Here is a 24,086-nt window from a genome sequence, read left to right as displayed (position 1 = left end):
GATGAGCATGAGCACCATCCAGGATGAAGAGATCGAGATCGAGATCGAGGTCGGGCCAGACGTCCCGCCGGAAGGCGACATGGTCATCACGCTCCAGGTCGGCGACGGCGGCCTCGACCGCTACCTGGAGCTGGTCGGGGACCGGAATGGTCCCCGGATCAAATGCCTGGATGGGAGCCTGACGATCGTGTCCCCCTCGTTTCGGCATGAACGCGGAGGCGAGCGACTAAATGACTTCATCGGGGTCGTCTGCGAGGAACTGGACATCGACTTCCTGGCCGCCAGGAGCACCCTGCTGCGGCCTCCCGGCAAGAAGAACGACGACATCGAGCCGGACTCCTGCGACTACATCCAGCACGAGGCCGCCGCCCGGGACGCCGGCGATCAACTCGACCTCGCCCGCATCCCCCCGCCCGACCTGCTGGTCGAGGTGGTCGTCACGCACGGCCCGAGCAAGTCGCTGGACATCTGCCTGCTCTTCGGGGTCCCCGAGGTCTGGCTCCACCACCCTCGCACCGGGAGGATCCAGTTCCTCATCCTGCAGGGCGGCCGCTACGTCGGCCGGACCCGGAGCCGATGCTTCCCCTTCCTGGCCCCGGCCGACCTCCTCCCCTGGCTGACCTCCCCCGAGGACGAGCCGGACAACCGCTGGAGGAGACGCCTGCGCGACTGGGTCCGGGAGGTGCTCGCGCCCCGCCGGGGCGGCGAGGGCTGATCGACCCCGAGGGCCTCCCTCCTCCAGAGTCGGTGGCAGGGCCCGGATCGGCGCCTGAGGCCGCGACCCTGGCGGGCAGCGCCTCCCCGGTTACAATGGGGCCGACGATCGCCGACCAGACCGCCCGAGCGGGAACGAACCGGAGCCCGGCCCATGCCCTCGCCGAACGAACTGTACGACCAGGCCATCGACCTGCGGGACGCCGGCGACAAGGAGGCGGCCGTCTCGAAGCTGAAGGAGGCCGTCGAGGCCGACCCCGAGCACACCCTCTCCCACGGCCTGCTCGCCCGGCTCTGCGTCGACCTCGGCCAGTTCGACGACGCCATGATGCACGCCCGACGGGTCGCGGAGCTGGAGCCCGAGGACCCCTTCTCCTACACCGCCCTCTCCGTCATCTACCAGCGGTGCGGCCGCATCCCCGAGGCCGAGGACGCCATGGCCCGGGCCCGCATGAAGCAGATGGGCATCGAGTGACCCCCGTCCCCTCCCCCCGGACGGAGGGCCGAGCAGGGCGATCCCCCGCCTCCACGACCCCACATCGATGATCCACCTCGCGACCGGAGCCCCGCCCATGACCCTGTTGACCTCGCTGCTGCTGCTGATGCCGTCTCCGGCGATCCCCGCCTCGGGCGCGGATGCCGGTTGGGTCGCGGCGGAACTCCCCGGGCTCCTCGACCTCTACCGGCACCTCCACCGCCATCCCGAGCTCTCGTACCAGGAAGCCGAGACGGCCGGCCGGGTCGCCCTCGAACTGGAACGGGCCGGGGTCGACGAAATCACGAAGGAGGTGGGCGGCCACGGGGTCGTGGGGGTGATCCGCAACGGCGAGGGTCCGACCGTCCTGGTCCGCACCGACCTCGACGCGCTGCCGGTCGTCGAGCAGACCGGCCTCCCGTTCGCCAGCACCGTCGAGGCGACCGACGACGCCGGCGAGGCCGTCGGGGTCATGCACGCCTGCGGCCACGACGTGCACATGACCTGCTTCGTCGGCGTGGCCCGGTGGCTCGCCTCGCACCGGGACTCCTGGTCGGGCACGGTCGTCCTCGTCGCCCAGCCGGCCGAGGAACGGGTCGGGGGCGCCCGTCGGATGCTCGAAGACGGGCTCTACGAGCGGTTCCCCCGCCCCGAGTTCGCCCTCGCCCTGCACGTCTCCTCCGAGACCAGGGCCGGCCAGATCGCCTATCGGGCCGGTCCCGCCCTGGCCAGCGTCTCCAGCGTCGACATCACCGTCCGGGGCGAGGGCGGACACGGCGCCTACCCGCACCGGACCGTCGACCCGATCGTCCTGGCCGCCTCCCTCGTCATGGAACTCCAGACCATCGTCAGCCGGGAGGTCGCCCCCACCGACCCCGCCGTCGTCACCGTCGGCTCGATCCACGGCGGCGCGAAGCACAACATCATCCCCCCCGAGGTCACGCTCCAGCTCACCCTCCGCTCCTACACGACCGAGGTCATGGACCAGCTCATCGACGGCATCCGGCGCCGGGCGTTCGCCCTCGCCGAGGCCCACGAAGCCCCCGAGCCCTCGGTCACAATCGGCGAGTCGACCCCGCCGACGGTCAACGACCCCGACCTCGTCTCCCGGATCGTCCCCGCCCTGGGCCGCGCCATCGGCCCCGAGCACGTGCACCCGACCGACCCGGTCATGGGGGCCGAGGACTTCAGCCTCTACAGCCTCGACGGCGAGATCCCGAGCTTCATGTTCTGGCTGGGTGCCGTCCCCGCCGATCGCTTTGAGGACGCCCAGGAGGGCGGCGATCCCCTCCCCTCGCTCCACTCGCCGATCTTCGCCCCCGACGCCCCGACGGCCGTCCCCGTCGGGATCCGGGCGATGACCTCCGCAGTCGTCGAGCTCCTCCCCCCCCCGGCCGACGCCACCGGCCGCTGAGCCGGCCGACGACTCGCCGAAGATCCGATCGATCCACGTCACCAACCGTCATCTCGCGGGTGATCCGCGTGGCGTCCGTCGCTTCCCGACGCCCCGGAGGGTGGGTCATCGAAGTCGACGGCCAAGCCGCGGTCGCCGAGCTTCGCGTTGCCGCGGCGTGATCCGTGATCACCTGGATCGGTCACTTTCGGGAGGCCGGTGGCTCGCCGGCGAGCCACCGGCCTCCCCGGCGACACGAACGCAAGTCTTGCAGTCGAAGCACCATGTGGCCGGGAGGAGGCGTCGGTCGATTCCGGGGCGATGGCTTCCGCGCCGGCCCCGACCCCGTCCAATCGGGGGGTCGACCTCCTCCGATCGAGAGCCATTCGAAAATCGTGTGACTGCGGGACCCGATTTCCTCGATCCTTATAGAAGTGGGTACGTGCTCGTACCGGCCCCCGGTCGCCGGCCGGGACGGGACGAGCCCGAGAGTCGTCGACGATGCGACTCCCCTTGTCCCTCCCTCAGGATGGCTCCCCCGCCCGATCCGTCCCATGCGGCCGACCGGGTCGGAATCGGGGGCGAATCTCGGCCTGGGATCGGAACTCCACTCGAAGCGTACTGGCGCGGAGCGAACCCATTTCGGCACGACATGATCGGCGGCACGGTTGACACAACTTTCATGAGGGCAAACCAATGGGGCAATCATGGCCTGGCCATCCCTGGCGCACCGAGTGGCGCACCGAGCCCGAACGACACGGGTTTTCTCGCGAGAGCACCAACCCGGAGGGAGGCGAGACGTCCGGGCTTCGGACCGGGAGGGGCGGACCAGATTCGGTGTGCGGAGCGAACCCAATCGATTTGCCACAAGTCCTTTATCTCCAAGAGAAATCCTCGATTTCGACCTGGCGCGCCGGGGCGCACCGATCCCGACCGAGCCGCGGACCCGGCCGTCCCGGGACGTCGCCGAGCCCGAGGCCCGGATCGGGTGTCGTCCGACCCGTGGCCCGGGGCCTCGGGGGCCGTTAGAATCGGCCGGGTCGGCCCCTCCGGGCCGCCGGGCGGGCGACCGACCCGAGCGACCCGGCGACACCCGCCCCCCTCGATCATCCCGGAGTTGCCCTCCATGACCCGTCGAAACCTCTCCCGGACCTTCGCCGCCCTCGCCCTGCTCTCGGGCGGCACCCTCGCGTTGGAGGCCGCCATGTCGCAGGACGGGGAGACGCCGAAGCTCGGCTATGACGATACGCCCTTCCTCCCCGGCGGGGCTTATCGGGTCCACGACGGGACCCGGCCCCAGCCCCCGGTCGTCGAGCCGGGCACCGCCAGCACCCAGGAGGAGCCGGGCACGCCCCCCTCGGACGCGGTCGTCCTGTTCGACGGCTCCGACCTCGCCGCCTGGGAATTGCCCAATGGCGACGACGCGCCGTGGCAGGTCGAGGGTGGGGCCCTGGTGATCGCCCCCCGGACCGGGTCGATCCAGACCAAGCAGGAGTTCGGCGACTGCCAGCTCCACCTGGAGTTCGCCTCCCCCGAGCCCGCCAAGGGCGACGGCCAGGGGAGGGGCAACAGCGGGGTGATGTTCTTCGGCCGATACGAGATCCAGGTGCTCGACTGCTTCGAGAACCCGACCTACCCCGACGGCCAGACGGCCGCGATCTACGGCCAGTACCCGCCCCTGGTCAACTCCTCGAGGCCCCCCGGACAGTGGCAGTCCCTCGACATCGTCTTCCGCGCCCCGAAATTCAAGGACGACGGCTCGGTCGCCGAGCCCGCCTACGCCACCGTCTTCCACAATGGGGTGCTGGTTCACGAGCACACGCCGCTGCTCGGCGCCGTGGCCTTCCGGGCCGTCGGCACCTATCGACCCCACGGGCCGAAAGGGCCGCTCCAGCTCCAGGACCACGGCGACCCCGTCCGGTTCCGCAACATCTGGATCCGGGAACTCAAGGGCTACGATGAGTCCTGACCCGGGGGCGCAACGAAATGAAGCGAGGCGGGGCGGGGCCATCACCGCCCCGCCTCGCCCCGATGTCCGACCGGGCCGATTGCCCTCCGCCGATCAGAAGACCGGCGGGATCATCCCGGGCGTCGACGGCATCATCATGCCGGGCGCCCTCATGCCGGGGCCCATCATCATGCCGGGCGCCGAAGGCATGGGCATGGCGGGTGCGGCGTAGCCGGGCATGGTGGTCCCCTGGTACGACGGGACCGGGGCCGAGGGCATGACCGACACGGGCATGTGGTAAGTCGGCACGGCCGTCTCGCAGGCCTTCGCACGCTTCGAGTGGCCCAGTTTCGGCATCTTCAAGCCGCACCCATGACCCAGCTTCGGCATCTTGAGTTTGAATCCGCAGCCGGCCTTCGGGGCCGGGGCGCAAGGATTCTTGTGGCAGCCGGCGTCCGCCGAGTTGGGGGCGAGCAAGACCGCCCCGAGGCCCAGGCTCGTCGCCAGGCCGATGGTCCGGATCAGTCGCGTCATGGTTCGGATTCCTCGATCGAGGCTTCACGAGGCCGGGCCACGTGCCCGGCCGATCCGGTCGACCTTCCGGCTGAGGAATCCATCCCCTCGGCATCCGACGTGGCAGACACCCGGCGATTCTGCGCGACCCGAAAACTCGACGTGGACTCGCCGGACGTTACGGTTTTCCCGGTTTCGCTGTCAAGGAGCCGTCGCGGACCCGGTACCCGGTTGGGGGTGGGGAGCCGGCGAACCTTCGAGGCGTGCGATGGATTCCGGATCCCGAGCGTGTCCCAGCCGCATCGTCCAATCGAATCATTCCGACCGCTACCTCCCCTCCCAACGGCCCCGTCGGGCCGGGCATCCGGCCTCGCCTTTGCAGGAAATCGGCCGTCGATCGCCCCCGCGGTTCGCATCCGGGCAGGCAGCGGTCCGGAGTGATCGGGACGCCGCGAGCGATCCCCTCGACCCGGCCCCATCCCCAGGAACGACCCATGCCCCTGCACCGATCCGCCGCGGCCGCCCTGGTGATCGTGGCCCTCCCGGCGGTCGCCCCGGGCGAAGACCACTTCCTCGTCATCGGCGGCGGAGCCGATCCCTCCACGAACCAGGTCTCGCTCGAGAAGAACGTGGCCGTCTTCCGGGCCCTGATCGGCGAGTCCTACCCGACCGGGGCCCCGATCGACGTCTTCTTCAGCGACGGGGACGACCCATCGCCGGATCTCCTGTACCGGGAGCCCGCCGGATCCCTGCCCCGGGTCAACGTCCTCCTGGCCCGGGTGCTTGGGCAGACCGACGCCCTGGGGGAGTCGTACCGATCCCATTCGGTCGACGGGGTCCGAGGGGCCTCGAGCCTCGAGAACCTTCGCCGGTGGTTCCGATCGACCGGGGGTACGCTCGGGTCGGGCGACCGCCTGTTCATCTATGCCACGGCCCACGGCGGCAAGGGGGACGAGGAGGACCCTCGGAACACCGCGATCTACCTCTGGGGCCGCGAAGAGCTACGGGTCCGGGAGCTGGCCGGGCTGATCGACGGGCTTCCCGAGGGGGTGGGGGTGGTCCTGGTGATGGTCCAGTGCTACTCCGGCGGCTTCGCCGAGCTGGCCTTTTCCCGGGACGATCGGCCGTCCGGCCCAAACCGTGCCGGCGTCTGCGGCTTCTTCGCCACCACGCACGATCGCCCCGCCGCCGGTTGCACCCCGGACATCGACGAGGAGCAGTACCACGAGTATTCCTCGTACTTCTGGGAAGCGATCCGGGGCCGGACCCGCACCGGGGAGCCGATCGGCCGAGAACCCGACCTCGACGGGGACGGGCTCGTCTCGTTGGCCGAGGCCCACGCCTATACCCTACTCGAGTCGGTCACCGTCGACCTTTCGATGAAGACGTCCGACGCTTTCCTCCGGCACTCCAGCCGACTCTCGACCGGCGTCGACGACGGGCTGCTTTCGGCCGACTCCCCCTGTCCCGACCTCCTGGCCGAGGCCTCGATCCCGGACCGGGCCGTCATCCGGGGTCTCTCCGATTCGCTCGGGCTGACCGGCGACGACCGGGCCGGGCAGGCCCGCCGACTGGCCGAGGAGACCCGCTCCGAGGCCCGCCGGCTCGACAGATCGATCCGACAGGCCCGATCCCGGGCCGTCGCGTCCGGCATCGGGATCCGCGACGACCTGATCGGCCGCTGGCCCGAGCTGAAGAACCGATGGAACCCAGCCGTCACCGCGCTGCTGACGACCGAGGCCGAAGCCGTGGTCGTGTTCATCGAGGGTCACCCAGGGTATGACCAGTTCGAGCGCCGACGACTCCGACTGGCCGAGTTGGAGGAACTTCGGCTCGACCAGGATCGCATCTGGGTCCGCTGTCGGCGCCTGCAACACACCTTGGAGCGCGTCGCCCTGGAGGCCAATCTGCCGAGGGTCGCCGACGGGGAGGCCGTCGAACGCTTCCGGAGGCTGATCGCCGCCGAATCCGCCTCGATCGGCCACCGCCCCGAGGGGGCGACGGCCGCCCTGGTCACGCCGGGGGGGTGAACGCGAGGGAGGAGGGTCACCAGGTCGACGAATTCGCCTGCTCCCGACTCTCGCAGATCTGCACCACCCGGTCGATCCGGGTGATCTCGAACAGCTCCCGGAGATCGGGCTTGAGGCCGAAGAGTCGCAGCCGTCCCCCCGAGGGTCGGAGCAGGCGATCGAGCCGGATCAGCGCCCCGAGGCCGAGGCTCGTGAGAAAATAGACTTCCGAACAATCGATCATGAGTCGGGACCAGCCCCGGGTCGTCGCCTGCTCGATCAGGGCCTCGCACAGGCCCTCCGGCAGGTTCCGACAGAGGATTGCCGCCTCGACCACATCCCCATGCTCGACCACTCGATAGAGCCCTGCATCGTGCTCGGGGGTTGCGACGCCCATGATGTTGCCTCGCGCGGGCCGCATTCGCCGTCGATCGGGCGGGAGACGCCATCGTAGCCGACCCGCCGCGACTTATCGAGGTGTACGGATTTCCTCGACCGTGGAGAAGGCCCGGTCGGTCCCCGGTTCCCGGTCTCCGATCACCAACGAGGCGAGATATTCCCCGATTGCCGGGCCATGCTTGAAGCCGTGGCCGGATCCCCCTCCGGAGACCCAGGCGTTGCTCGTCCCGGGCAGGCGATCGGCGAGGAACCGGCCCCCAGGGGCCTCGGTGTACTGGCAGACTGCCGCGTCAACCAGGGGGGCACCGGCCATGCCGGGGAATCGATCGGCCAGGAAGTTCCGCACTCGTTCCAGCCCATCCGCCGAAGGGATGCGATCGGCGGAGGTCGGGTCGAACGAGGGCCCGCGGGTGTCGTCGGCGACCTTGAAGCCGCCGACCGAGCCCTCCCCCGGGATGCCGTACCAGAACCGATCGCCGAGCCAGGCCCAGACGGGGAGCCGGCCGGGGCCGAAGCGGTCGTCACCCCGGGGCGTGCCGAAGACGAAGACCTCCTGGCGGGTCACCCGCAGGGAGATGCCCAGTCGCTCCCCGAACTGGCCGGCCAACCAGGGCCCGCCCGCGAACACGTATCGATCCGCGGCCCGGGTCGAGCCGTCCGGGAGCGTCAGCCCGGAGAGTTCCCCCGACCGGATCTCGCCCGGCTCGCACCAGGCCTGGAGGTAGCATCCCCCCTCCGCCACGAGGGCGTCCCGGACGGCCCGGCAGGCCGCACTCGCGCGGAGATACCCCGCCCCCGGCTCGAAGAAGCCGCCGTACATGTCGTCCGAGCGGAGCTGCGGGTATCGTCGGGCGATCTCCGAGGGGTCGAGTCGCTCGAAGGGCACGCCATGGGCCTCGAGGTTCTCCATCGAGCGGCGCTCGAACTCGCCGGGGGCGGTCGACATCCAGAGCACGCCGATCGGCTCGAACAGCCGGAGGCCGGAGCGTCGCTCCTCCTCGAGCCAGAGCAGGCGTGCCCGATCGGCCAGCCGGACGAAGTCCCCCTCAGGGTACGAGCGTCGGAGCACGCGCGTCTCCCCCCCGGAGCTTGCCCGAGCATGCCCCGGTCCCCAGGAGTCGACCAGAGTCACTTCGGCCCCGAGTCGCCCCAATCGCAAGGCCGTCCAGCCCCCGAAGGCCCCGGCCCCTATGACCATGACCCGCAATCGACGCATGATGGTCCTCGTTGCCGACCGTGGCGGCGGGGCTCACGCCCGGATCCGCCCGGAGAATGGGCGACGTGGGATGAAATTACCCTGTATTTTTCCCCCGACCGAGATATAATCATCGCGGCCGGTTGGATGATCGAGCAAGCGACGCAGGTTCTCCACGAGCTCGCCCCCGCTTCCCGTTTCGCACGTACCTACCGACCGGGCTCTCGCCCCGTTCCACTCGACCCGGAACGATTGATTGCAGGGTCGTCTCGCGCCCAATGCCCAGGAGACCTTTGGTGGGCAAGAAGTTATACGTCGGGAATCTGACCTTCAAGGTCGATAGTTCCGAGCTCGAGCAACTGTTCTCGCAATACGGCACCGTTCAGAGTGCCCAGGTCATCCAGGACCGCGACACCGGCCGCAGCAAGGGCTTCGGCTTCGTCGAAATGGACTCCGATGAGCAGGCCCAGTCTGCCATCGATGCCCTCCACGACCAGGACTACCAGGGTCGTCGGTTGACGGTCAATGAGGCTCGCCCTCGTGAGGATCGCGGCGGCGGCGGCGGTGGCAGCCGGGGTGGTTACGGCGGCGGCGGCGGCGGTAGCCGGGGCGGCTACGGCGGCGGCGGCGGCGGTAGCCGGGGCGGCTACGGCGGCGGCCGAGGCGATAGCGGCTTCAGCGGTGGCCGTTATGGCGGCGGCGGCCGTTATTGATCGCTACTCATCCGGTCCGGACTCGACCGGCCGGTTGATCGCCTGACCAGCCTCGGTCGGCTCATGAATTGACTGGAATGAGAGGTCCCGGATCCGGGCCTCTCTGTCGTTGCCGGGGCCTCTTGAATCGAGGCCCCGGTTTCTTGTTGAGTGGTGTTGACCCTCTGGTCCGCTTTTGCTCAGTAGCGATCGATCCGGGAGGCGCCAGCGGCCTTCCAGTCATCCTCAATCGCTCGGGCTTCGGCCTCCGATGCGGAATCGACGCCGAGGATGATCCCGCCTTCGTGCAGGCCGGCCTCATAGTGCTTGATGTGCTCCTCGGGGATGCCCCAGCCGACGAGGGCACCGACCAGACCTCCGGTGAGCCCGCCCGCCCCGGCACCGGCGAGCCCCGCGGCCAGCGGGCCGGCGACGACCAGGCCGAGGCCGGGGAGGATGAGGGTGGTGCCGATCGCCGCGATCGCGCCGACCAGCCCGCCGGTGATCGAACCGATCGCCCCGCCGACCCCCGCACCTTCCGCGGCCTTGTTCCCCTCCTCCATCGAACCGACGTTGCCCTCGGGGTAGTGCCGTTGACGGGCCTCGTCGGTCATGGCCGTGGTGATCCGGTCGTGGGAGTAGCCGCGATCGAGGACCGCCTGGTAACCCGTGTCCGCGCCCGATCGGTCATTGAAGAGGGCGGCGACCTTGGTTCGGTTTGAAGTGTTTCCCATGGTGATGTCATCCCGTGTGTATCAATCGGGGCCGGTCGAGCCGCTCACGGACCGGCCCGTTCCTCGGCCCAGTGACTGAGCCGCAAGGGAAGACGGTCGCAACTCCTGCACCAACTCGGTCCTAGATCACCTCACCCGGCCGCCTCGCGACGCAACGTGAGGTCATATAGCCGAGGTCCGCGACCTGCTCATCTCGCTCGCGAACTTGCATGTGAATCCCGATCCCGGAATTCCGCTGGATTTCCCTTCCCCTGCCGAGCGATGCGTCGTAGAATCCGTTCGGCTGGTTGGATGGTAGAGCAAGCGCCGTTCGTTCTCGTCGAGCACGTCACCCGCTTCCTTCTCCTTGCCTTCTGCCGAGGGCTCCGAACGCTGCGAGCCCCGTCCTCCTCGACCCGGGACGTTTCCCTGTGGGGTCGTTTCCCTCCTCCTGGAGTGGTCCGTTGGGTAAGAAGCTCTATGTCGGCAACCTGAGCTATCAGGTCGACGACGCCTCTCTGGAAACCCTCTTCGCACACTTCGGCTCGGTTCAGAGCGCGCAGGTCATTCAGGACCGCGACACCGGCCGCAGCAAGGGCTTCGGATTCGTCGAGATGGACTCCGACGACGAGGCCCAGGCCGCCATCGACGGCCTGCACGATTACGAATACGGCGGTCGTCGCCTCAATGTCAATGAGGCCCGCCCCCGGGCCCCCCGCACCGGTGGCGGCGGCGGCTATGGTGGTGGCGGCGGCTATGGTGGTGGCGGCGGGTACGGTGGTGGCGGCGGCGGGCGCTACTAAGCCGACCGTCTCGAGCGACTCGGTCAGTCGAGTCGCAGCCGAATCAATCATGACCCCGGCGCCCCGCTCTGCCGAGCGTGGTCCCGGGGTCGCTCTATTTGCCGATCGAGGACGGGGCGGGGGGAGGGCCGATCGGGAGTGAGGCCCGCCCGATCGACCCTCAAGACCCTCGGCCTCAAATGGTCGGTGCCCAGCCGTCGGCATAATCGCGGCGCCAATGGCTCATCGCCTCCTCATCCCCGACGATCCGGCCGTTGTCCGGGTCGCACGTCAGGGCCCGGCCGGTCCTCTGGGCGATGTTGCCGAGGTGGCACAGCAGGGTGCTCTTGACTCCCGCGTCGACCTCCGCGTTCAGATCGAGCGGGGCATCCGCCCGGACCGCGGCCAGGAAGTTCGCCAGGTGCTCAGGCTCGCCGAGTACCCCCTCGACGGACTTGACCTCCTTACCGGCGTTGTCCTTGATCGTGTACGTCCCGTTCCCGAACATCTCCAGGGCCCCCTCGGTCCCGTAGAAGACGACGAACGGGCCGGGATCGTTGCCGTTGCAGCTGAGCCCCTGCCAGTCGGCCGTGATGCGGCCGGGGAACTCATAGGAGACGGTGTGCGTGTCGGGGGTTTGCTGGTCGTCGTCGAAGACGTAGCGGCCGCCGGTGCTGACGACGTGGGTCGGGTAATCGACCCCCAGTCCCCACCGCACGAGGTCGAGCGCATGGACGCCATTATTGCCCAGCTCGCCATTGCCCCAGTGCCAGAACCAGTGCCAGTTGTAGTGGACGACGTTGCTCTTGAACGGCTGACGCGGGGCTGGGCCCTGCCAAAGTTCGTAGTCGAGATTGGCCGGAGGCTCCGACGGGTCTGCGTGACCGATCGTGCCACGCCGGTTGCTGTAGTAGGAGCGGGCGTGATAGAGGCGGCCGATGACCCCGTCCCTCATCGCCTCGACCGCCTCGATCAGTTGAGGGCTGCTCCGGCGCTGGGTGCCGACCTGGACGGCCTTGCCGTAGGTCCGGGCCGCTTCGACCATCAACTCCCCCTCGTGGGGGTTGTGGCACGCCGGCTTCTCGACATAGACGTTCTTGCCCGCCTTGCAGCCGAGGACCGTGGCCGGGCCATGCCAGTGGTTCGGGGCGGCGCAGACGAGTGCATCGACCTCGGGGTCGTCGAGGATGCGGCGGAAGTCCTGGATCGCCTCGGGACTCTGGTCGGTTCCCGACTTGCGGACGGCATCCGCGCCGGCGCCGGCCCGGTCGAGGTCGACATCGCAACAATACTTGAGGGTCACCCCCGGCTGCTTCGCGAACCCGACGGCCAGTGCCCGCCCCCGGCTCAAGCCCATGACCCCGACCGTCACCCGATTGCTCGGGGCATCATCGCTCGCCCAGCCCGTCGCCGCCGTGAAGGCGAAGGCACCAACGGCCGCACTCGATCCCTCCAGAAACCTCCGACGATTCATGCCACCGGTCATGGTCGCTGCCCCTCGTTTCATCCCGGGAATTGAACTCCGCCCCCCTGAGGTCGAGGGGAGAACGGCTTTCCTCGCCAGGCTACGAGGTCGGCAATGCCCTGTCCAGCGCCGTGAACGCTCACCCGGGGAGAGGACCAAGCGGCTTACTTTGAGCTGCCCGGGGGCACCGATCCGGGGATAGCCATCATTCACGTTGAGAACAAACCCGTCCCACGACCACGCTCGGCATCCTGTCGAGCATCGGCCGTGGGCGGGTAGGTCCTCGCGCGCCCACGAAGGGATGAGGACGGGCGATTCAAGCCCGCCTCGGCGCAATGCAAGACAGATCCGACCGTTGCGTCCTTGCGGCCGGGATCGTCACGCACTTTTTCCTTTCGATCGGCGACCACGGTTTCGAGGATCCGGACGATTCAAATCATGCTCGGATCGTTCAAAACTCTGATGCGATCATCCTTGTGGTCATGGCCTCATGGCGAACGATCGAGTGATTGGTGTCTCTCAATGCGGCGGCCAAAATACGGCATTGTTCGGCGATCGTCAAGTTTTTTTGGAACTGATGCACGGCTTGAGAGCCGAATCGACCATACGGTCGCGGTCGATCGTGGTGGGACGAACGGGTTTCGAAGAATCGGCCCTGGTCCTCGCTGTCGGGAATGAAAGGAGGTGAGGACCTCGACCTTGCCGGGTCCCGGCGAGTTCGTCATCGTGTGATCGTCGGAACCCGAGGAGTGTTGCGATGCGGATCGGGCTCGACTTGTATACGATCGGCCACCTCGGTCTCGGGCCGAGTGAGGCCCTGGAGTTCGCCGCCGATCATGGGCTCGAGGGTGTCCAGTTCCTCGAGCCGACGGCGATCGATCCGGGCTTGGACGAGGGCCGCCTGGCCGAATTCCGCCGCCGGGCCGACGAACTTGGTCAATCCCTGGAGATCGGGCTTCCCAGCCCGAATCCGTTCGGGCTGGGAAGCCCGGTAGGGATGCCGATCGAGCCCGAGGCCCGGGCCCGGTGGTACCGCCCTCATCTGGAAGCGGTCTCGGCGCTCGGTCTTTCTCATGCGCGGGTATTCGTGGGCAATCGCCACGACCGATTCCGAGGGGATTCTCCCTGGTCGTTGCAATGCGAGGCCGCCCGGTCGACCCTCCTCGCCATGCGGCCCGATCTGCTGGATCTCGGGATCCGGGTCGCCGTCGAGACGCACGCCGACCTGACGTGCGACGAGTTGCTCCGCCTCGTCGACGACGTGGGGGATGACGTGTTGGGGGTGACGCTCGACACGGGGAACCTCCCGATGCGCCTTGACGACCCGATCTCGGCGACTGAGCGCCTCGCCCCGCTCGTGCTGATGACTCATGTCAAGGACGCGGTGCTCGGCTTCTCCCCGCGCGGCCTGGTCTGGCACGCGAGGCCGGTCGGGGAGGGTTGCCTTCCCATCCCGGAACTCCTGACGATCCTCGAGTCGCACAACCCGATGCTGAACCTCTCGATCGAGCTGCACCCGAGGATCTACGACCTGCCGATCTTCGACCCGAACTGGCTCGCCTACTTCCCCGACCTGAGCCCGAGCATGCTGGCCGCCGTCATCCGACTGGCGTTCGACTGCGAGCGAGGGTTCCTGACCGGCCGGATCGAACGACCCGAAGACCTCGAGGCGATCCCCTGGGAACTGCGTGCCGGCGGGTGGATTGACCGCTCGGCTTCGTACCTCCGATCCCTCAGGCGATGACGACGGGTTCTTGCGGTTTGGCATGTTCCCCGAGTAATCACGGCCCGAGGCTCGTCAAGGACCATGGAGGGTCGTCGCGAAAGTCAGCTCGACTCAGCGGTCCGGGGCGTCGCGAACCCGCGACGTCAATTGCCCCAACGGCACGACACTGGATCGAGCCCTGTTGATTCGCGCCTCGCGGGTACGACGGGACAATGAAGTGATCGAGAATCGGTCGGCCCGAGGCCGTCTCGGGCGTCAGGAGGTCGACCCGTCTCCCGGGAGGATTCGCGAAGGTCCTCGGCGATGACCGGCCGGGTCGAAGCGACGGCAGGCATGCGGGGCAACTCGTTAGATCTGGCCCCGGGTCGTCCGGATCAGCCGGCCCCGCCCGGGCAAAACCGGACGGAAACCGGTCGACGGCGCGAACGTCGAGCCCGATGCGACGCGATCTGCGTAGCCCCGGGGGGGACTGGTCTGGTGAGCGATGTCCCAGCCAGTCCTGGATCGGCCGAGCCGATCCAGCCCTATTAAAGGTGGATGAAGAGGTCGGGGGACGACGTTCCTACCCTTCTCCCTCGATCGGTTGCTGATGGTAGAGCTTCAAATAGCTCTCATAACGGCCTTCGTGGATCTGCTCGCGGGACAGGGCAACCTTGACGGAGCAGTCGGCCTCGTGGATGTGGGAGCAGTCGGGGAACCGGCAATGGGGGATGTAGGGGCGGAACTCGATGAAATACTGCTCCAGTTCCCAGGGCTCGACGTCCCAGAGCTGGAACTGTCGGAGACCGGGGGTGTCCACGACGTACCCGCCCTGCTGGAGCCTCAGGAGTTCCGCATAGGTGGTGGTATGCGTCCCCTTGCGGGTCCACGAGGAGACCTCTCCGACCCGCAGGTTCAGCCCCGGCTGGACGGCGTTGAGCAGCGAGGTCTTGCCGACGCCGCTCTGGCCGGAGAGGGCCGTCGTGCCCGAGGCGAGCACCTCCCTCAGCCGGTCGACCCCCAGGCCGTCGCTGGCCGAGCAGGGGATCACCTCGTAGCCGAGCTGGGCATAGAGGCCGAAGACCCACTGGTAATCGGCCAGGGGGACCAGGTCGGCCTTGTTCAGGACGATGACGGGCCGCACCCCCCCCTTCTCGGCCGAGATCAGGTAGCGGTCGATCAAGGGGAGTTTCAGTTCCGGCTCGGCGAACGCCGAGACGATGAGCAGTTGATCGACGTTGGAGACGATCACATGCTCCCGGTGGCGATAGCCCCGGGTGACGGTCCCCGAACGGGGCTCGACCTTCTCGATAAGCCCCTGGTCCTCGCCGACGGGCCGGAACCAGACGCGATCCCCCACGGCGACGACGTTCCTGCCCTCGATCGCCAGGTTCTTGAGTACCCGACGGACGCCGCATCGGTAGCGTCTGGCGTCCTCGGCCTCGACGACCGACTCCAGCCCGTGGACGCGGAGGACCCGGCCGGGGAGGCATTCGGAAAGGTCGACCGCCAGGGAGGCCATCGGGTCGTTCTCCGGGGCCTCCTCCCCCTTCTCCTCGACCTCCTGCATTACCGTCCGATGCCGGGAGAGGGCTCCCTTGGCCCGGACTCGCTCGGCGGCGACGGGGTCGGCGCCCCGGAGGTCCCCGGCCTCGAATCGCTGGGTCAGGTCATTGGCTCGGGTCCGGTTCTGCCGGTTCTTGCGAAACGCGACGCGGACCTTCTTCTTCTTCGACACGGTAATTCGTGTCCCCTTGCTGGATCGGATCGAGGCCGGATGATCTCCTGGGGGAAGGGTATGGCCCGCCTCGGGGCGGTGTCAATCGCTCGGGGTTGTTGGCGCGGGTCCTGCGCGACGGATACGATGCGAATTGGGCGATCGGAGGCTCGTCCGGGGCGACCCTCGGCCGCCCCCCCGACGGCCCCGAATCCGACCGAGCTGAGAGGAAAGGACCGACCCGTGCGACTCGACCCTCGCCGAGACCGTCTGGCCGTCCTGATGACCGCCGCCTTGATGGCCGCCTCGTTGACCTCGGGGAACGCCTCCGCCCAGGGACCTGGTCGGGGCAGCGGCGGCTACCCCCAGCAGCCCGGCCGTCCGGGGAATTTTGGGTCGGGGCCCGGGGGGCAGGCGGGCGTCCAGGGGGGGCAGCCTCCTCAGCAAGGCGAGGGCGAACAGGCCGAGGCGGCCGGGGCGCCGCTCGTCGATCTCGGCTCGATCCCGACCGACACGGCGCCCCTGGCCCGATATCTCCCGTCCTCGGCGACGGGCGTGTTCCTGGAATTCCCGGGCCTGAACTCCACGCCCGACGCCTGGCGGGGGTCGGCGGCCCATGGGATTCTCAATGACACGACCCTCGGCGCGATGATCCGGGAGTTGATCTCCCAGGCGGTCGAGGCCGCCCCGAACGCCCCGGCCGGCGTCATGACCGGGCCCGAGGTGGCCCTGATCGCGGAGCACATCGCCCGCCAGGGGTTTGTGGCCGCATCCCCGGCCGACGACGAGCGGGGGGAGCACTACATGGTCCTCGTGATCAGGAAGGGGGCCCATCGGGACGTCCGGGCCGTCTTCGGCAAGCTCATCGGCACAATCGCCGCGCAGGGTACTAAACCACAGGTCGTCAGCAAGGGCGGCAACCGCCAGGTGGTCGTGATGGACCTACCCGCCTTCGGCGACGCGGAGGGAGGGGACTGGGCCTGGTGGATCGAGGGGGAAGACCTCGTCTTCGTCTTCGACGGGTCGGACGGGGCCGACCGGGTAATCGCCGCGCTCGACGGCCAGGAGCCGAACGCCGTCGAGGATCCGATTCGACGGGAGTTGATGGCGGTCGACGGCTCGTTCCAGCCGGTCATGTTCGGCGCCTGGCGGTTCGATCGGCCCGGGGCGAGCGAGGGCGAGCGGACCCTCTCCCAGGAGAACGGCCTGAGCCGGGCCGATCTTCGCTGGGGCTTCGACGGCGAGGAGTCGTTGACGGTCCTCCGCCTGCCCGCCGCAGCCCCCCGGCAGGGGATCATGACGCTGTTCGACCAGCCGAAGGTCCCACTGGGGGAACTCCCGCCGATCCCTGCCGACGTCTCCGACGTGTCGGTCCTCTCCGTGGATCCCGCCGGACTGCTCGACGCGATCGTCGCGCTTTCCGAACAGGACAACCCGGCCTTGGCCGAGCAGATCGGCGCCTTCGAACAGGCGTTCGCGGATCGGGCCCGGTTCGACCTGCGCGACGATGTCCTCGCCTCGCTCGGGCCGAAGATCGCCACGTACACATTGCCTCGGCCTGATGCTCAGCGTGCGGGAGGGAATCCGATCGCCGGGGTCATGAACGCCCTCGGGGGGCTCGGCCTCCCCCAGTTCGTGGTGGCGATTGAGGTGAAGGACGCCCCGAGTTTCACCCCGAAGCTCGACGGCATGATCCTCGCCCTCAACCAGCAGATCGCCTCGGCCCTGGAGGGGACGCAGACCCCCCCTCCTCCCGAAGCGCCGGGAGGGAGCGGTCGAGGTCCCGGTGGGGACCGTCAGCCGACCGAACGACCGGAGCCCCCGAAGTTCTCGATGACGCTGGCCTCGCCCCGGACCTACCTGCTCAAGCTCCCCGACGGTCTTTACGGGCTCACCGGTTATCAGCCGACGATCACCCTCGGAAATCAGTACCTCATTTTCGCCAGCAATCCGGTGGCGGCACGCCAGTGTCGGGAGCTGGAGTCAGCCGACGAGGCCGAGCGATGGGCGGCTGGCAGTGACCTTGCCGCTCGATTGCCTTCGGACCTGACCATGATGTTCGTCACCGACCCGTCCCGGACGCTGCCGGAGGCGATCGCCTCTCTCCCGGATGCCCTGAACCTCGCGATGCATCCCCCGGCGACGCCCCCTGCGACCGCCTTCGGCGGACCGGCCGGGGGGGGCTCGGATCGGGGACGCCCGATGTCCTCCGGTCCGCCGGGGGGAGGGAGCAGTTCGGGCTCGAGAGGGTCGTTCGACAGCTCATCGAGAAGCCCGGGTAGCCCGGGAGAGTACAGCGGCTCCGGCGAGTACTCCGGGGGTGCGGGTTCGTCCGCCGGCGCGAATCAGTCGGGAGGCTCCGGCGGGCCCCAGGCGGGAGCAACTTCCCCCGCCGAGCCGGGGACCATCCGGATCGACCCCTCCCTGATCCCCTCCTCCGACGCGATCCGCAACTTCCTCTTCCCGGCCCTCTACACCGTCTCCGTCGACGATCAGGGTATTCGTCTGGAAGGTCGAGAGACGCTCCCGGCCCAGTGGGGCGTTTCGGGAATCGGTCGTGGCCTCTCCATCCCGCTCCAGTCCTTCCCGGGTGTCGGGGGAGGGGATTGATCGTCGCGTCCTCGGGCGGATCCCCCTCGGCCTCACTCCGTCGAGGGTGACTCGCCCGGTCGTCTGGCCCGGGCTCGGCCTCCCGCCCGCTCGGCTTCGTTCGCGAGTCCAGAGCCGTCGGCTCCGGAGGACAGAGGGAGTGCGACGACTCCCCAGTCGAGGCCGAGATCCCGGGTCCCTTTGTCCTTCACGTCCTCCATTCCCAATCGGTCGCGATCCGCGACGGGAGGCGTCTGATGGAATTCGTCCTTGAAGTGACTGCCCGCCTCGAAAACAAGCCGGGGCGGCTGGCCAAGATCTGCGAGGCGATGGCCCAGGAAAAGGTCAACATCCGGGCCCTGTCGGTCATGGACTCCGGGGAGCGGAGCGTCCTGCGTCTCGTCACCGACGAGGTTGATGCGACTCGAATGGTCCTCACCTCCCTCGGAGTCGAGGCCGAGTTCGCCGACGTCATCGAGGTCGAACTCGACAACAAGCCCGGCGCATTGGCCAAGTTGCTCCAGCGGTTCGCGGACGAGCACATCAACGTGGAGTATGCCTATACCTCGGCGGCCGGCGTGGGCAAGGCGCTCGGCATCTTCCGCCTGGACAACCCGAAAAAGGCGATGCAGGTGCTCTCCCAATCGTCCTCGAACGGGTCAGTGTCCGATCGGGAGGGCGGACGCAGGCCGCTACACTCGCGTTAGGGCTCTTCGAATTCGCCCCCCGGCGCGTGACGAGTTCGGATTCGGAGGCGGGGGCCAGTTGCCCTCGCCTCTCCCCGCTCGGCCCTTCAACGGATCGGTCCGGGGAAGTCGATCCCTGCTTCGGAACAACGCTCTCGCAAGAAAGACACCGAGGGCTCCTGCAACGGGACCCCACGCTGCTGAGATTCCAGGCGTTGTGATTGCCACGATCGAGGGAAGATCCAGCCGGAAGGCGGGATTCGGGATTCGATCGCTTCGGCGACTCGGGCGTGGAAGGAACCCAGCGACTCGAAGGCCGCCACCGCGACCGCGGCGACCAGCACCTCCTGGGCACCCGCAAGCAGGACCCAGGGGGCGAGCCGATCGAGCATCATGCCGACCGGGCCCTGCGACTCCGGCACGTCCGCGTCGGGCCGGGCGAAGTGCGAATCGAAGACGACGGGCACACCCTCGGCCGACGGGAAGGCGGAGGCTTGCGCCGACCCAGGACCGAGGACCGCCCCCGCATAGGGGCCGATCGCCAGCTCGGCGGCGATCGCCGCCGAGGGTCCGGTCGATGGCGGGAGGCCCAGCACCCGGACGAGTCCCACGCCGGTATCCCGCGCCTTCTGCCCGGCAATTTCGGCGGCCCTGACCAGCAGCAACGGCGGGAGGCCGCCGAGCCCCTCCATGACGGCCGTCGATCCGTGCTCCGGCCCCACCCTGCCGCATTGCTTGGGATCGAACTCGCCGCGCTCGATCCGGGAGAGCCAGTCGGAAAGACTCGAGATGCCGAACTCGTGGGCACCAATCGCATCATACCAGAGCAACGACCGACCGAAGGCCGAGGCCCGCTCCCGATCCAGGCCGACCCGGGAGAGCAGTTCGGTGGCCAGACGTCGGAGGCCGTCGGGACGGCAGCGGAGGGGGTCAGACACGGTCGTCTCGCTCCGGGGAAAGGCTGGACGGATCCTCGCGAATCTTGCCGCACATCCCCAGTTTACCGCAGGCTGCGTCGCGGTCCCATCCGACGAGCGGCCGGATCGGCCGTCGAGGGACTCGACCGGGATCCGCCGCCGCGATGCGATCAATCGTGTTCGATCCGGGGAGGGACGAGCCTCGTTCAGGATTCCAGGATCAGGCCGATCCGATCCGAGAGCCCGTCGCTCCGCTCCCATTCCTGCCTGACGAGAGAGAGCCCGAAGGCACAGAGTTCGAATTCGGCACTCAGGCGACGCAGCACCGGGGCCTGAGTCCCCTCGAACGTACTCGCGAGGAAGTAGGACCGCTTCCCCTGCTCTTGGAAGTTGACCAAGTGGTCTGCCAATCTCGCCTCCCGCAGCTTCGGGAGTGCCTCGGGGTAGACTCCCGTCCAGAAAAGGGTGAAATCGCCGACATGGCGATGACATTCCTTCCGTCGGTCGTCGTCGGGTGAGGACTCCGCCTCGGCGATCATCGCCGAGACCTGGGTTACTTCCCTCCCCTCGCCATCCCGGATCTTGAAAATCGCCTGAGACGGGACGAACCGGGCGAGGAGCCCGGCGACGTAGCCGACGAGGCCGGGATCGGCGATCCCGAGCTCGGTATGGAATGTGTTCTCGGTGATCCCCCGGAAGAGGCGATGCAGGGGATGGGTCTCGGGCACGTCTCTCGTCATGATTGGGCGCTCCTCACCCTGGACGGAAACGATGGCCGCGGGGGCCAGCTGCATGGCGGAAGTGCGATCGCCCCGCCGTGCAAATCCTACGCCAGTCCCCGAAAGCTGGCAACCCGGTTTTCCGAACCGCTCGTGAGCCGTGTTGACTTGAAGCGACTCGCCCCGCATGGCAAGATGGACGTTTATTGAAGAGAGCCGAAATCCTCCGCACTCGGCGGGACGTTCCCCGCCCCGGGGTCGCCGTGTCGGCGGGGGGGGGAGGGTTTGATTGCGTATCACGTTCCATGGTGCAACGAGGCAGGTGACCGGGAGTGCCCACCTCGTCGAGATCGGATCTCGGAAGATCCTGCTCGATTGCGGGCTCTTCGAGAGCGATCGATTCAACCCGCAGAGCCCGAACCGGAGCCTCGACTTCGATCCGGCCGGCCTCGACGCGGTGATCGTCTCGCACGCCCACAACGACCACATCGGGCGACTCCCCGTGCTGGTCCGCAACGGTTATCGCGGGCCCATCTACACGACCCCGCCGACGGCCGACATCCTGAACATCATGCTCCGGGACAGCGCCCGCATCCAGCGGGAGGACGCCCGGAACGCACAGCTCCGCAACCCGGACGCCGAGCCGCTCGACCCGCTCTTCGAGCTGACCGACGTCGAATGGGTCGTCGAGCGGCTCGTCCGCCTGCCTTATGAGCGGCCGACCGAGCTGCTCCCCGGCATCACCCTGACTTATCACGACGCCGGGCACATCCTCGGCTCGGCCATGGTCCAGCTCGACTTCAAGGAGGGAGAGGCCCGCCGCCGCTTCCTCTTCACGGGCGACCTCGGCCGCAGGGACATGGGGATGATGCCCAACCCGACGGTCGTCAAGGACATCGACGTGCTCGTCTCCGAGAGCACCTACGGCGCCAAGGAACTCGATTCCTACGACAAGCTCCTTAAGCAGATGCACGCCATCGTGCTCCGGGCCATCCGACTCCAGAGCAAGATCATCATCCCTGCCTTCAGCCTCGGCCGGACTCAGCGGATGATCTATACCCTCCTGGAGCTGTTCCACCAGCACCGGGTCAAGCCGATCCCCGTCTACGTGGATAGCCCGTTGGCGACCCGTCTGACCGAGGTCCATCGCGAGCACCCGTCCAGCTACACCGAGGAAGCCCGGGCCCTTCTCGAATACGAGGGCGGCTTCTTCAACTCCTCCGACGTCCACTTCTGCCCGACCTGGGACGACTCGCGGCGGCTGAATTACTTGAATGGCCCCCTCGTGATCGTCGCCTCCAGCGGCATGTGCGAGGCGGGCCGGATCCGTCACCACCTGCGACACGCCGTCGAGGATCCCGACAACGCCGTGGTCATCGTCAGCTACCAGGCCGAGAAGACCCTGGGTCGACGGATCGCCGAGGGCGTGGAGCGGATCCAGATCATGGACCGCTGGCACGACCTGAATTGCGCCGTCTACGTCCTGGACGGCTTCTCCGGGCACGCCGACCGCAACGACTTCGCATGGTGGTACGAGCAAACCGGGGGAGGGATCCAGTCCGCTTTCCTCGTCCACGGCGAGCCGGAAAGCATGGAGGCGCTCTCCCCGGTGCTCCAACCTTTCGTCAGGGACGCCGTGATCATCCCGGAGAAAGGCCAGGGTTTCGAGGTCTGAGCCGGGACGATCCCGCCTGATCGGGGGGCGACGGTACGGGGATCAGGAGCGTCAACTCGTCGATCCGGAACGTGCTGGGCCGGTTGTCGGGCTGGATCCGGACGTCGTCGATCGGGGCGTCGATCCAGACGATCATCGTCCGGTCCTCCCCGGTCGGCAGCGACCATGCGTCGTATTGCTGGTCGGGCGGGAAGCCCGGCTGATCGGAACGACGCCAGCCGAGCTTGAACCGAGCCGAGCCGTCCCCACCGTTCTCGTGGTCGTAGCGGATGCGGATGCCTGCAACCACGGTTCGCTCGGGGAGCGAGAAGGTGACCCAGGGATCGACTCCCGTCACCTCGATGGTGCGGGTGGAGGGATCCCATCGTGCGAGGCGCAGGGAGCTGGGCGAGGCGTCGATGGGAATACCCCGAAAGCGTGGGTCCGGGACCAAGTCGCGGAAAACGCCGACGCTCGATGACTGAAGCAGGGTCAACGCCCGGGTCAGCTCGTCATGCGAGGGGTGGAGGAATCCGGAGTGCCTGGCGGCGAGGGCATGGGGCGGCATCCCCGATCGGAGATCAGCCAGGACCGGGTCGGATTGCACTTTGCGTCGGATCGCTTGCTCCAGGCCGATCCTCGTGTTCGGCCAGAGGAAGACCAGTGATCCGGCCAGCAGGCACATCGGGACCAGCCTTCGCAGCGCGATCGGCCCGTAGAGCGACCAGGACATCGCGACGAGGCAGGGGATCGGCACGGCGAGCGTGATATATCGGGACTCCAGCCCGGAACGCTCGTTCCCCCCCGCCCGGCCCAAGGAGAGGCCGAGCACCAGCACTCCGAACCCCGAAAGCACCGCGAGCAACCCGACCGCCCTGGTACGCTCGCCCGGATTCTTCCAACCGATCCGGCAGAGCAAGAGGATCGAGGGGATCGTCAATCCCACGACCGCCATCCCCCCGATTCGCCACGCGTCAGTCGCGACCGGACCAAGGCCCAGGGAGAGGAACTGGATCGAGGTCCGGAAGACCGCGACGGGGCCAGTCGCGCGATCGATTTGTGACGGCCTCTGGTAGTCGACAAAGTAGAGCAGGGTGAGGATCACGCCCGGCAACGCCGCCCCGAAGGCGATCCAACCGCCGGGGCGTCCCGACCGGCACCTGGACGCCCCGAGCACGACGAGCCAGGTGGCCAGTGGAGGGACCATTGCGAGCCCATTGGCGCCGCAGAGCGGGAGCATCGCCAGGATGATCCCCGAGGCGACCAGGGCCCGCCTCCTCGGATCTTTGCCCTCGACCGCGAGCAACGCGGCCGTCCCGAGTCCGAGCAAGGTCGAGAGGCCGAACTGGACCTGCCAGCTCCAGAGCAAATTACTGGAATGACCCCAATTCAGCAGCGCAACCGGGAAGAATGCATCGGAATAACTCGACCCACCCCGGGCGCGAGCCGTCGCCACCATGAGGAGCGCCGAGGCTGCGCACAGGCACGCAACCGTGGCGAACATGCCCGCGCGGAAGTCGTACCGGAAGGACGGGTAGGCACCGAGCAGGACCAGCTTCGGCAGCGGCAAGCGGTGCTCATTGTGGAGCATCCAAAGCGCGGAGGGTGTGACCGCCTGCTCGCCGACCAGGTACGGGATCAGGGCATAATCGTCGTAAAGCGGGACCTCGGGTCCGAAACGGCAGACGAACCCGATCGCCAGGGCGGTCATCGCCAGCCAGATGCCCCAGCAGAACCAGGAAGCACCCGGTTCCGGATCGGGTCGATGGGAGAAGCGGTCGAGTGCCGAGGCATCGGGCAT

20 protein-coding genes are annotated in these 24,086 nt (G+C 68.2%); 11 read left to right on the top strand and 9 right to left on the bottom strand.

Annotated features, from left to right (window positions below):
- Positions 1 to 7 precede the first annotated feature (7 nt).
- From ElP_RS06665 to ElP_RS06650, 4 genes are all read left to right on the top strand, one after another.
- On the top strand, positions 8 to 715 hold the full coding sequence (locus tag ElP_RS06665) for a Uma2 family endonuclease (protein ID WP_197446769.1): 708 nt from the start codon (positions 8 to 10) through the stop codon (positions 713 to 715).
- Between the two features lie 153 nt (positions 716 to 868).
- Positions 869 to 1,189: a tetratricopeptide repeat protein gene (locus ElP_RS06660; RefSeq protein ID WP_145267870.1), complete on the top strand. Its 321-nt coding sequence runs from the start codon at positions 869 to 871 to the stop codon at positions 1,187 to 1,189.
- A gap of 97 nt (positions 1,190 to 1,286) precedes the next feature.
- Positions 1,287 to 2,603, top strand: a complete 1,317-nt coding sequence (locus ElP_RS06655; protein ID WP_145267869.1) for an amidohydrolase — start codon at positions 1,287 to 1,289, stop codon at positions 2,601 to 2,603.
- A 1,105-nt stretch (positions 2,604 to 3,708) separates the two neighbouring features.
- Entirely contained in the window at positions 3,709 to 4,551 is an 843-nt protein-coding gene (locus tag ElP_RS06650) for a 3-keto-disaccharide hydrolase (RefSeq protein ID WP_197446767.1), read from the top strand.
- 93 nt (positions 4,552 to 4,644) lie between these two features.
- Here ElP_RS06650 and ElP_RS06645 read toward each other — a convergent pair whose 3' ends face one another.
- Positions 4,645 to 5,064, bottom strand: a complete 420-nt coding sequence (locus ElP_RS06645; RefSeq protein WP_145267868.1) for a hypothetical protein — start codon at positions 5,062 to 5,064, stop codon at positions 4,645 to 4,647.
- A 473-nt stretch (positions 5,065 to 5,537) separates the two neighbouring features.
- Here ElP_RS06645 and ElP_RS06640 point away from each other — a divergent pair, with 473 nt between their 5' ends.
- Positions 5,538 to 7,073 (top strand): hypothetical protein, encoded by a 1,536-nt coding sequence (locus ElP_RS06640; protein ID WP_145267867.1) that lies wholly within the window; start codon positions 5,538 to 5,540, stop codon positions 7,071 to 7,073.
- A gap of 16 nt (positions 7,074 to 7,089) precedes the next feature.
- On the opposite strand, the gene ElP_RS06635 is transcribed toward ElP_RS06640, so the two are convergent.
- Both ElP_RS06635 and ElP_RS06630 read right to left on the bottom strand, forming a co-directional pair.
- Positions 7,090 to 7,449, bottom strand: coding sequence for an STAS domain-containing protein (locus ElP_RS06635; protein ID WP_197446766.1), 360 nt, complete (start codon positions 7,447 to 7,449; stop codon positions 7,090 to 7,092).
- A gap of 72 nt (positions 7,450 to 7,521) precedes the next feature.
- Positions 7,522 to 8,649 carry an FAD-dependent oxidoreductase gene (locus ElP_RS06630; RefSeq protein ID WP_231749810.1) on the bottom strand — a complete coding sequence of 376 codons (1,128 nt, stop codon included), beginning with the start codon at positions 8,647 to 8,649 and terminating at the stop codon, positions 7,522 to 7,524.
- A gap of 293 nt (positions 8,650 to 8,942) precedes the next feature.
- Between ElP_RS06630 and ElP_RS06625 the strand changes: the two genes are divergently transcribed.
- Positions 8,943 to 9,359 (top strand): RNA recognition motif domain-containing protein, encoded by a 417-nt coding sequence (locus ElP_RS06625; protein ID WP_197446765.1) that lies wholly within the window; start codon positions 8,943 to 8,945, stop codon positions 9,357 to 9,359.
- Between the two features lie 179 nt (positions 9,360 to 9,538).
- Here ElP_RS06625 and ElP_RS06620 read toward each other — a convergent pair whose 3' ends face one another.
- Positions 9,539 to 10,072: a hypothetical protein gene (locus tag ElP_RS06620; protein WP_145267863.1), complete on the bottom strand. Its 534-nt coding sequence runs from the start codon at positions 10,070 to 10,072 to the stop codon at positions 9,539 to 9,541.
- A gap of 443 nt (positions 10,073 to 10,515) precedes the next feature.
- Here ElP_RS06620 and ElP_RS06615 point away from each other — a divergent pair, with 443 nt between their 5' ends.
- A complete protein-coding gene (locus ElP_RS06615) occupies positions 10,516 to 10,854 on the top strand; it encodes an RNA recognition motif domain-containing protein (RefSeq protein ID WP_145267862.1) in 339 nt (112 codons plus the stop codon).
- A gap of 175 nt (positions 10,855 to 11,029) precedes the next feature.
- Here the strand turns inward: ElP_RS06615 and ElP_RS06610 are convergent, their stop codons facing one another.
- On the bottom strand, positions 11,030 to 12,205 hold the full coding sequence (locus ElP_RS06610; RefSeq protein WP_197446764.1) for a Gfo/Idh/MocA family protein: 1,176 nt from the start codon (positions 12,203 to 12,205) through the stop codon (positions 11,030 to 11,032).
- 850 nt (positions 12,206 to 13,055) lie between these two features.
- On the opposite strand from ElP_RS06610, the gene ElP_RS06605 reads away from it, so the two are divergent.
- Positions 13,056 to 14,042: a sugar phosphate isomerase/epimerase family protein gene (locus ElP_RS06605; protein ID WP_145267860.1), complete on the top strand. Its 987-nt coding sequence runs from the start codon at positions 13,056 to 13,058 to the stop codon at positions 14,040 to 14,042.
- A 544-nt stretch (positions 14,043 to 14,586) separates the two neighbouring features.
- On the opposite strand, the gene rsgA is transcribed toward ElP_RS06605, so the two are convergent.
- Complete coding sequence (gene rsgA / locus ElP_RS06600) at positions 14,587 to 15,741, bottom strand: ribosome small subunit-dependent GTPase A (RefSeq protein ID WP_145267859.1); 1,155 nt, start codon at positions 15,739 to 15,741, stop codon at positions 14,587 to 14,589.
- 222 nt (positions 15,742 to 15,963) lie between these two features.
- Between rsgA and ElP_RS06595 the strand changes: the two genes are divergently transcribed.
- Together ElP_RS06595 and ElP_RS06590 are read left to right on the top strand one after the other, a co-directional pair.
- Positions 15,964 to 18,330 (top strand): hypothetical protein, encoded by a 2,367-nt coding sequence (locus ElP_RS06595; protein ID WP_145267858.1) that lies wholly within the window; start codon positions 15,964 to 15,966, stop codon positions 18,328 to 18,330.
- 236 nt (positions 18,331 to 18,566) lie between these two features.
- On the top strand, positions 18,567 to 19,016 hold the full coding sequence (locus ElP_RS06590; protein WP_145267857.1) for an ACT domain-containing protein: 450 nt from the start codon (positions 18,567 to 18,569) through the stop codon (positions 19,014 to 19,016).
- A gap of 86 nt (positions 19,017 to 19,102) precedes the next feature.
- Here ElP_RS06590 and ElP_RS06585 read toward each other — a convergent pair whose 3' ends face one another.
- Positions 19,103 to 19,933 (bottom strand): Ldh family oxidoreductase, encoded by an 831-nt coding sequence (locus tag ElP_RS06585; protein ID WP_197446763.1) that lies wholly within the window; start codon positions 19,931 to 19,933, stop codon positions 19,103 to 19,105.
- A gap of 185 nt (positions 19,934 to 20,118) precedes the next feature.
- Positions 20,119 to 20,652 (bottom strand): hypothetical protein, encoded by a 534-nt coding sequence (locus tag ElP_RS06580; protein ID WP_145267855.1) that lies wholly within the window; start codon positions 20,650 to 20,652, stop codon positions 20,119 to 20,121.
- Positions 20,653 to 20,920: 268 nt separating this feature from the next.
- On the opposite strand from ElP_RS06580, the gene ElP_RS06575 reads away from it, so the two are divergent.
- A complete protein-coding gene (locus tag ElP_RS06575; protein WP_145267854.1) occupies positions 20,921 to 22,306 on the top strand; it encodes an MBL fold metallo-hydrolase in 1,386 nt (461 codons plus the stop codon).
- Here the strand turns inward: ElP_RS06575 and ElP_RS06570 are convergent.
- Positions 22,272 to 24,086, bottom strand: coding sequence for a hypothetical protein (locus tag ElP_RS06570; protein WP_145267853.1), 1,815 nt, complete (start codon positions 24,084 to 24,086; stop codon positions 22,272 to 22,274). The genes ElP_RS06575 and ElP_RS06570 overlap by 35 nt on opposite strands.

The organism is Tautonia plasticadhaerens (genome assembly GCF_007752535.1).
Lineage (GTDB): Bacteria > Planctomycetota > Planctomycetia > Isosphaerales > Isosphaeraceae > Tautonia > Tautonia plasticadhaerens.
This window is presented reverse-complemented; position numbering and strand designations above follow the sequence as displayed.

What these genes read in the sequence shown, in the direction of transcription:
- ElP_RS06660 (WP_145267870.1), top strand. Translation starts at nt 869, where the DNA reads ATGCCCTCGCCGAACGAACTGTACGACCAGGCCATCGACCTGCGGGAC.
- ElP_RS06635 (WP_197446766.1), bottom strand. Translation starts at nt 7,449, where the DNA reads ATGGGCGTCGCAACCCCCGAGCACGATGCAGGGCTCTATCGAGTGGTC.
- ElP_RS06630 (WP_231749810.1), bottom strand. Translation starts at nt 8,649, where the DNA reads ATGGTCATAGGGGCCGGGGCCTTCGGGGGCTGGACGGCCTTGCGATTG.
- ElP_RS06620 (WP_145267863.1), bottom strand. Translation starts at nt 10,072, where the DNA reads ATGGGAAACACTTCAAACCGAACCAAGGTCGCCGCCCTCTTCAATGAC.
- ElP_RS06590 (WP_145267857.1), top strand. Translation starts at nt 18,567, where the DNA reads ATGGAATTCGTCCTTGAAGTGACTGCCCGCCTCGAAAACAAGCCGGGG.
- ElP_RS06655 (WP_145267869.1), top strand. Translation starts at nt 1,287, where the DNA reads ATGACCCTGTTGACCTCGCTGCTGCTGCTGATGCCGTCTCCGGCGATC.
- ElP_RS06640 (WP_145267867.1), top strand. Translation starts at nt 5,538, where the DNA reads ATGCCCCTGCACCGATCCGCCGCGGCCGCCCTGGTGATCGTGGCCCTC.
- ElP_RS06570 (WP_145267853.1), bottom strand. Translation starts at nt 24,086, where the DNA reads ATGCCCGATGCCTCGGCACTCGACCGCTTCTCCCATCGACCCGATCCG.
- ElP_RS06605 (WP_145267860.1), top strand. Translation starts at nt 13,056, where the DNA reads ATGCGGATCGGGCTCGACTTGTATACGATCGGCCACCTCGGTCTCGGG.
- ElP_RS06650 (WP_197446767.1), top strand. Translation starts at nt 3,709, where the DNA reads ATGACCCGTCGAAACCTCTCCCGGACCTTCGCCGCCCTCGCCCTGCTC.
- ElP_RS06645 (WP_145267868.1), bottom strand. Translation starts at nt 5,064, where the DNA reads ATGACGCGACTGATCCGGACCATCGGCCTGGCGACGAGCCTGGGCCTC.
- ElP_RS06580 (WP_145267855.1), bottom strand. Translation starts at nt 20,652, where the DNA reads ATGACGAGAGACGTGCCCGAGACCCATCCCCTGCATCGCCTCTTCCGG.
- ElP_RS06665 (WP_197446769.1), top strand. Translation starts at nt 8, where the DNA reads ATGAGCACCATCCAGGATGAAGAGATCGAGATCGAGATCGAGGTCGGG.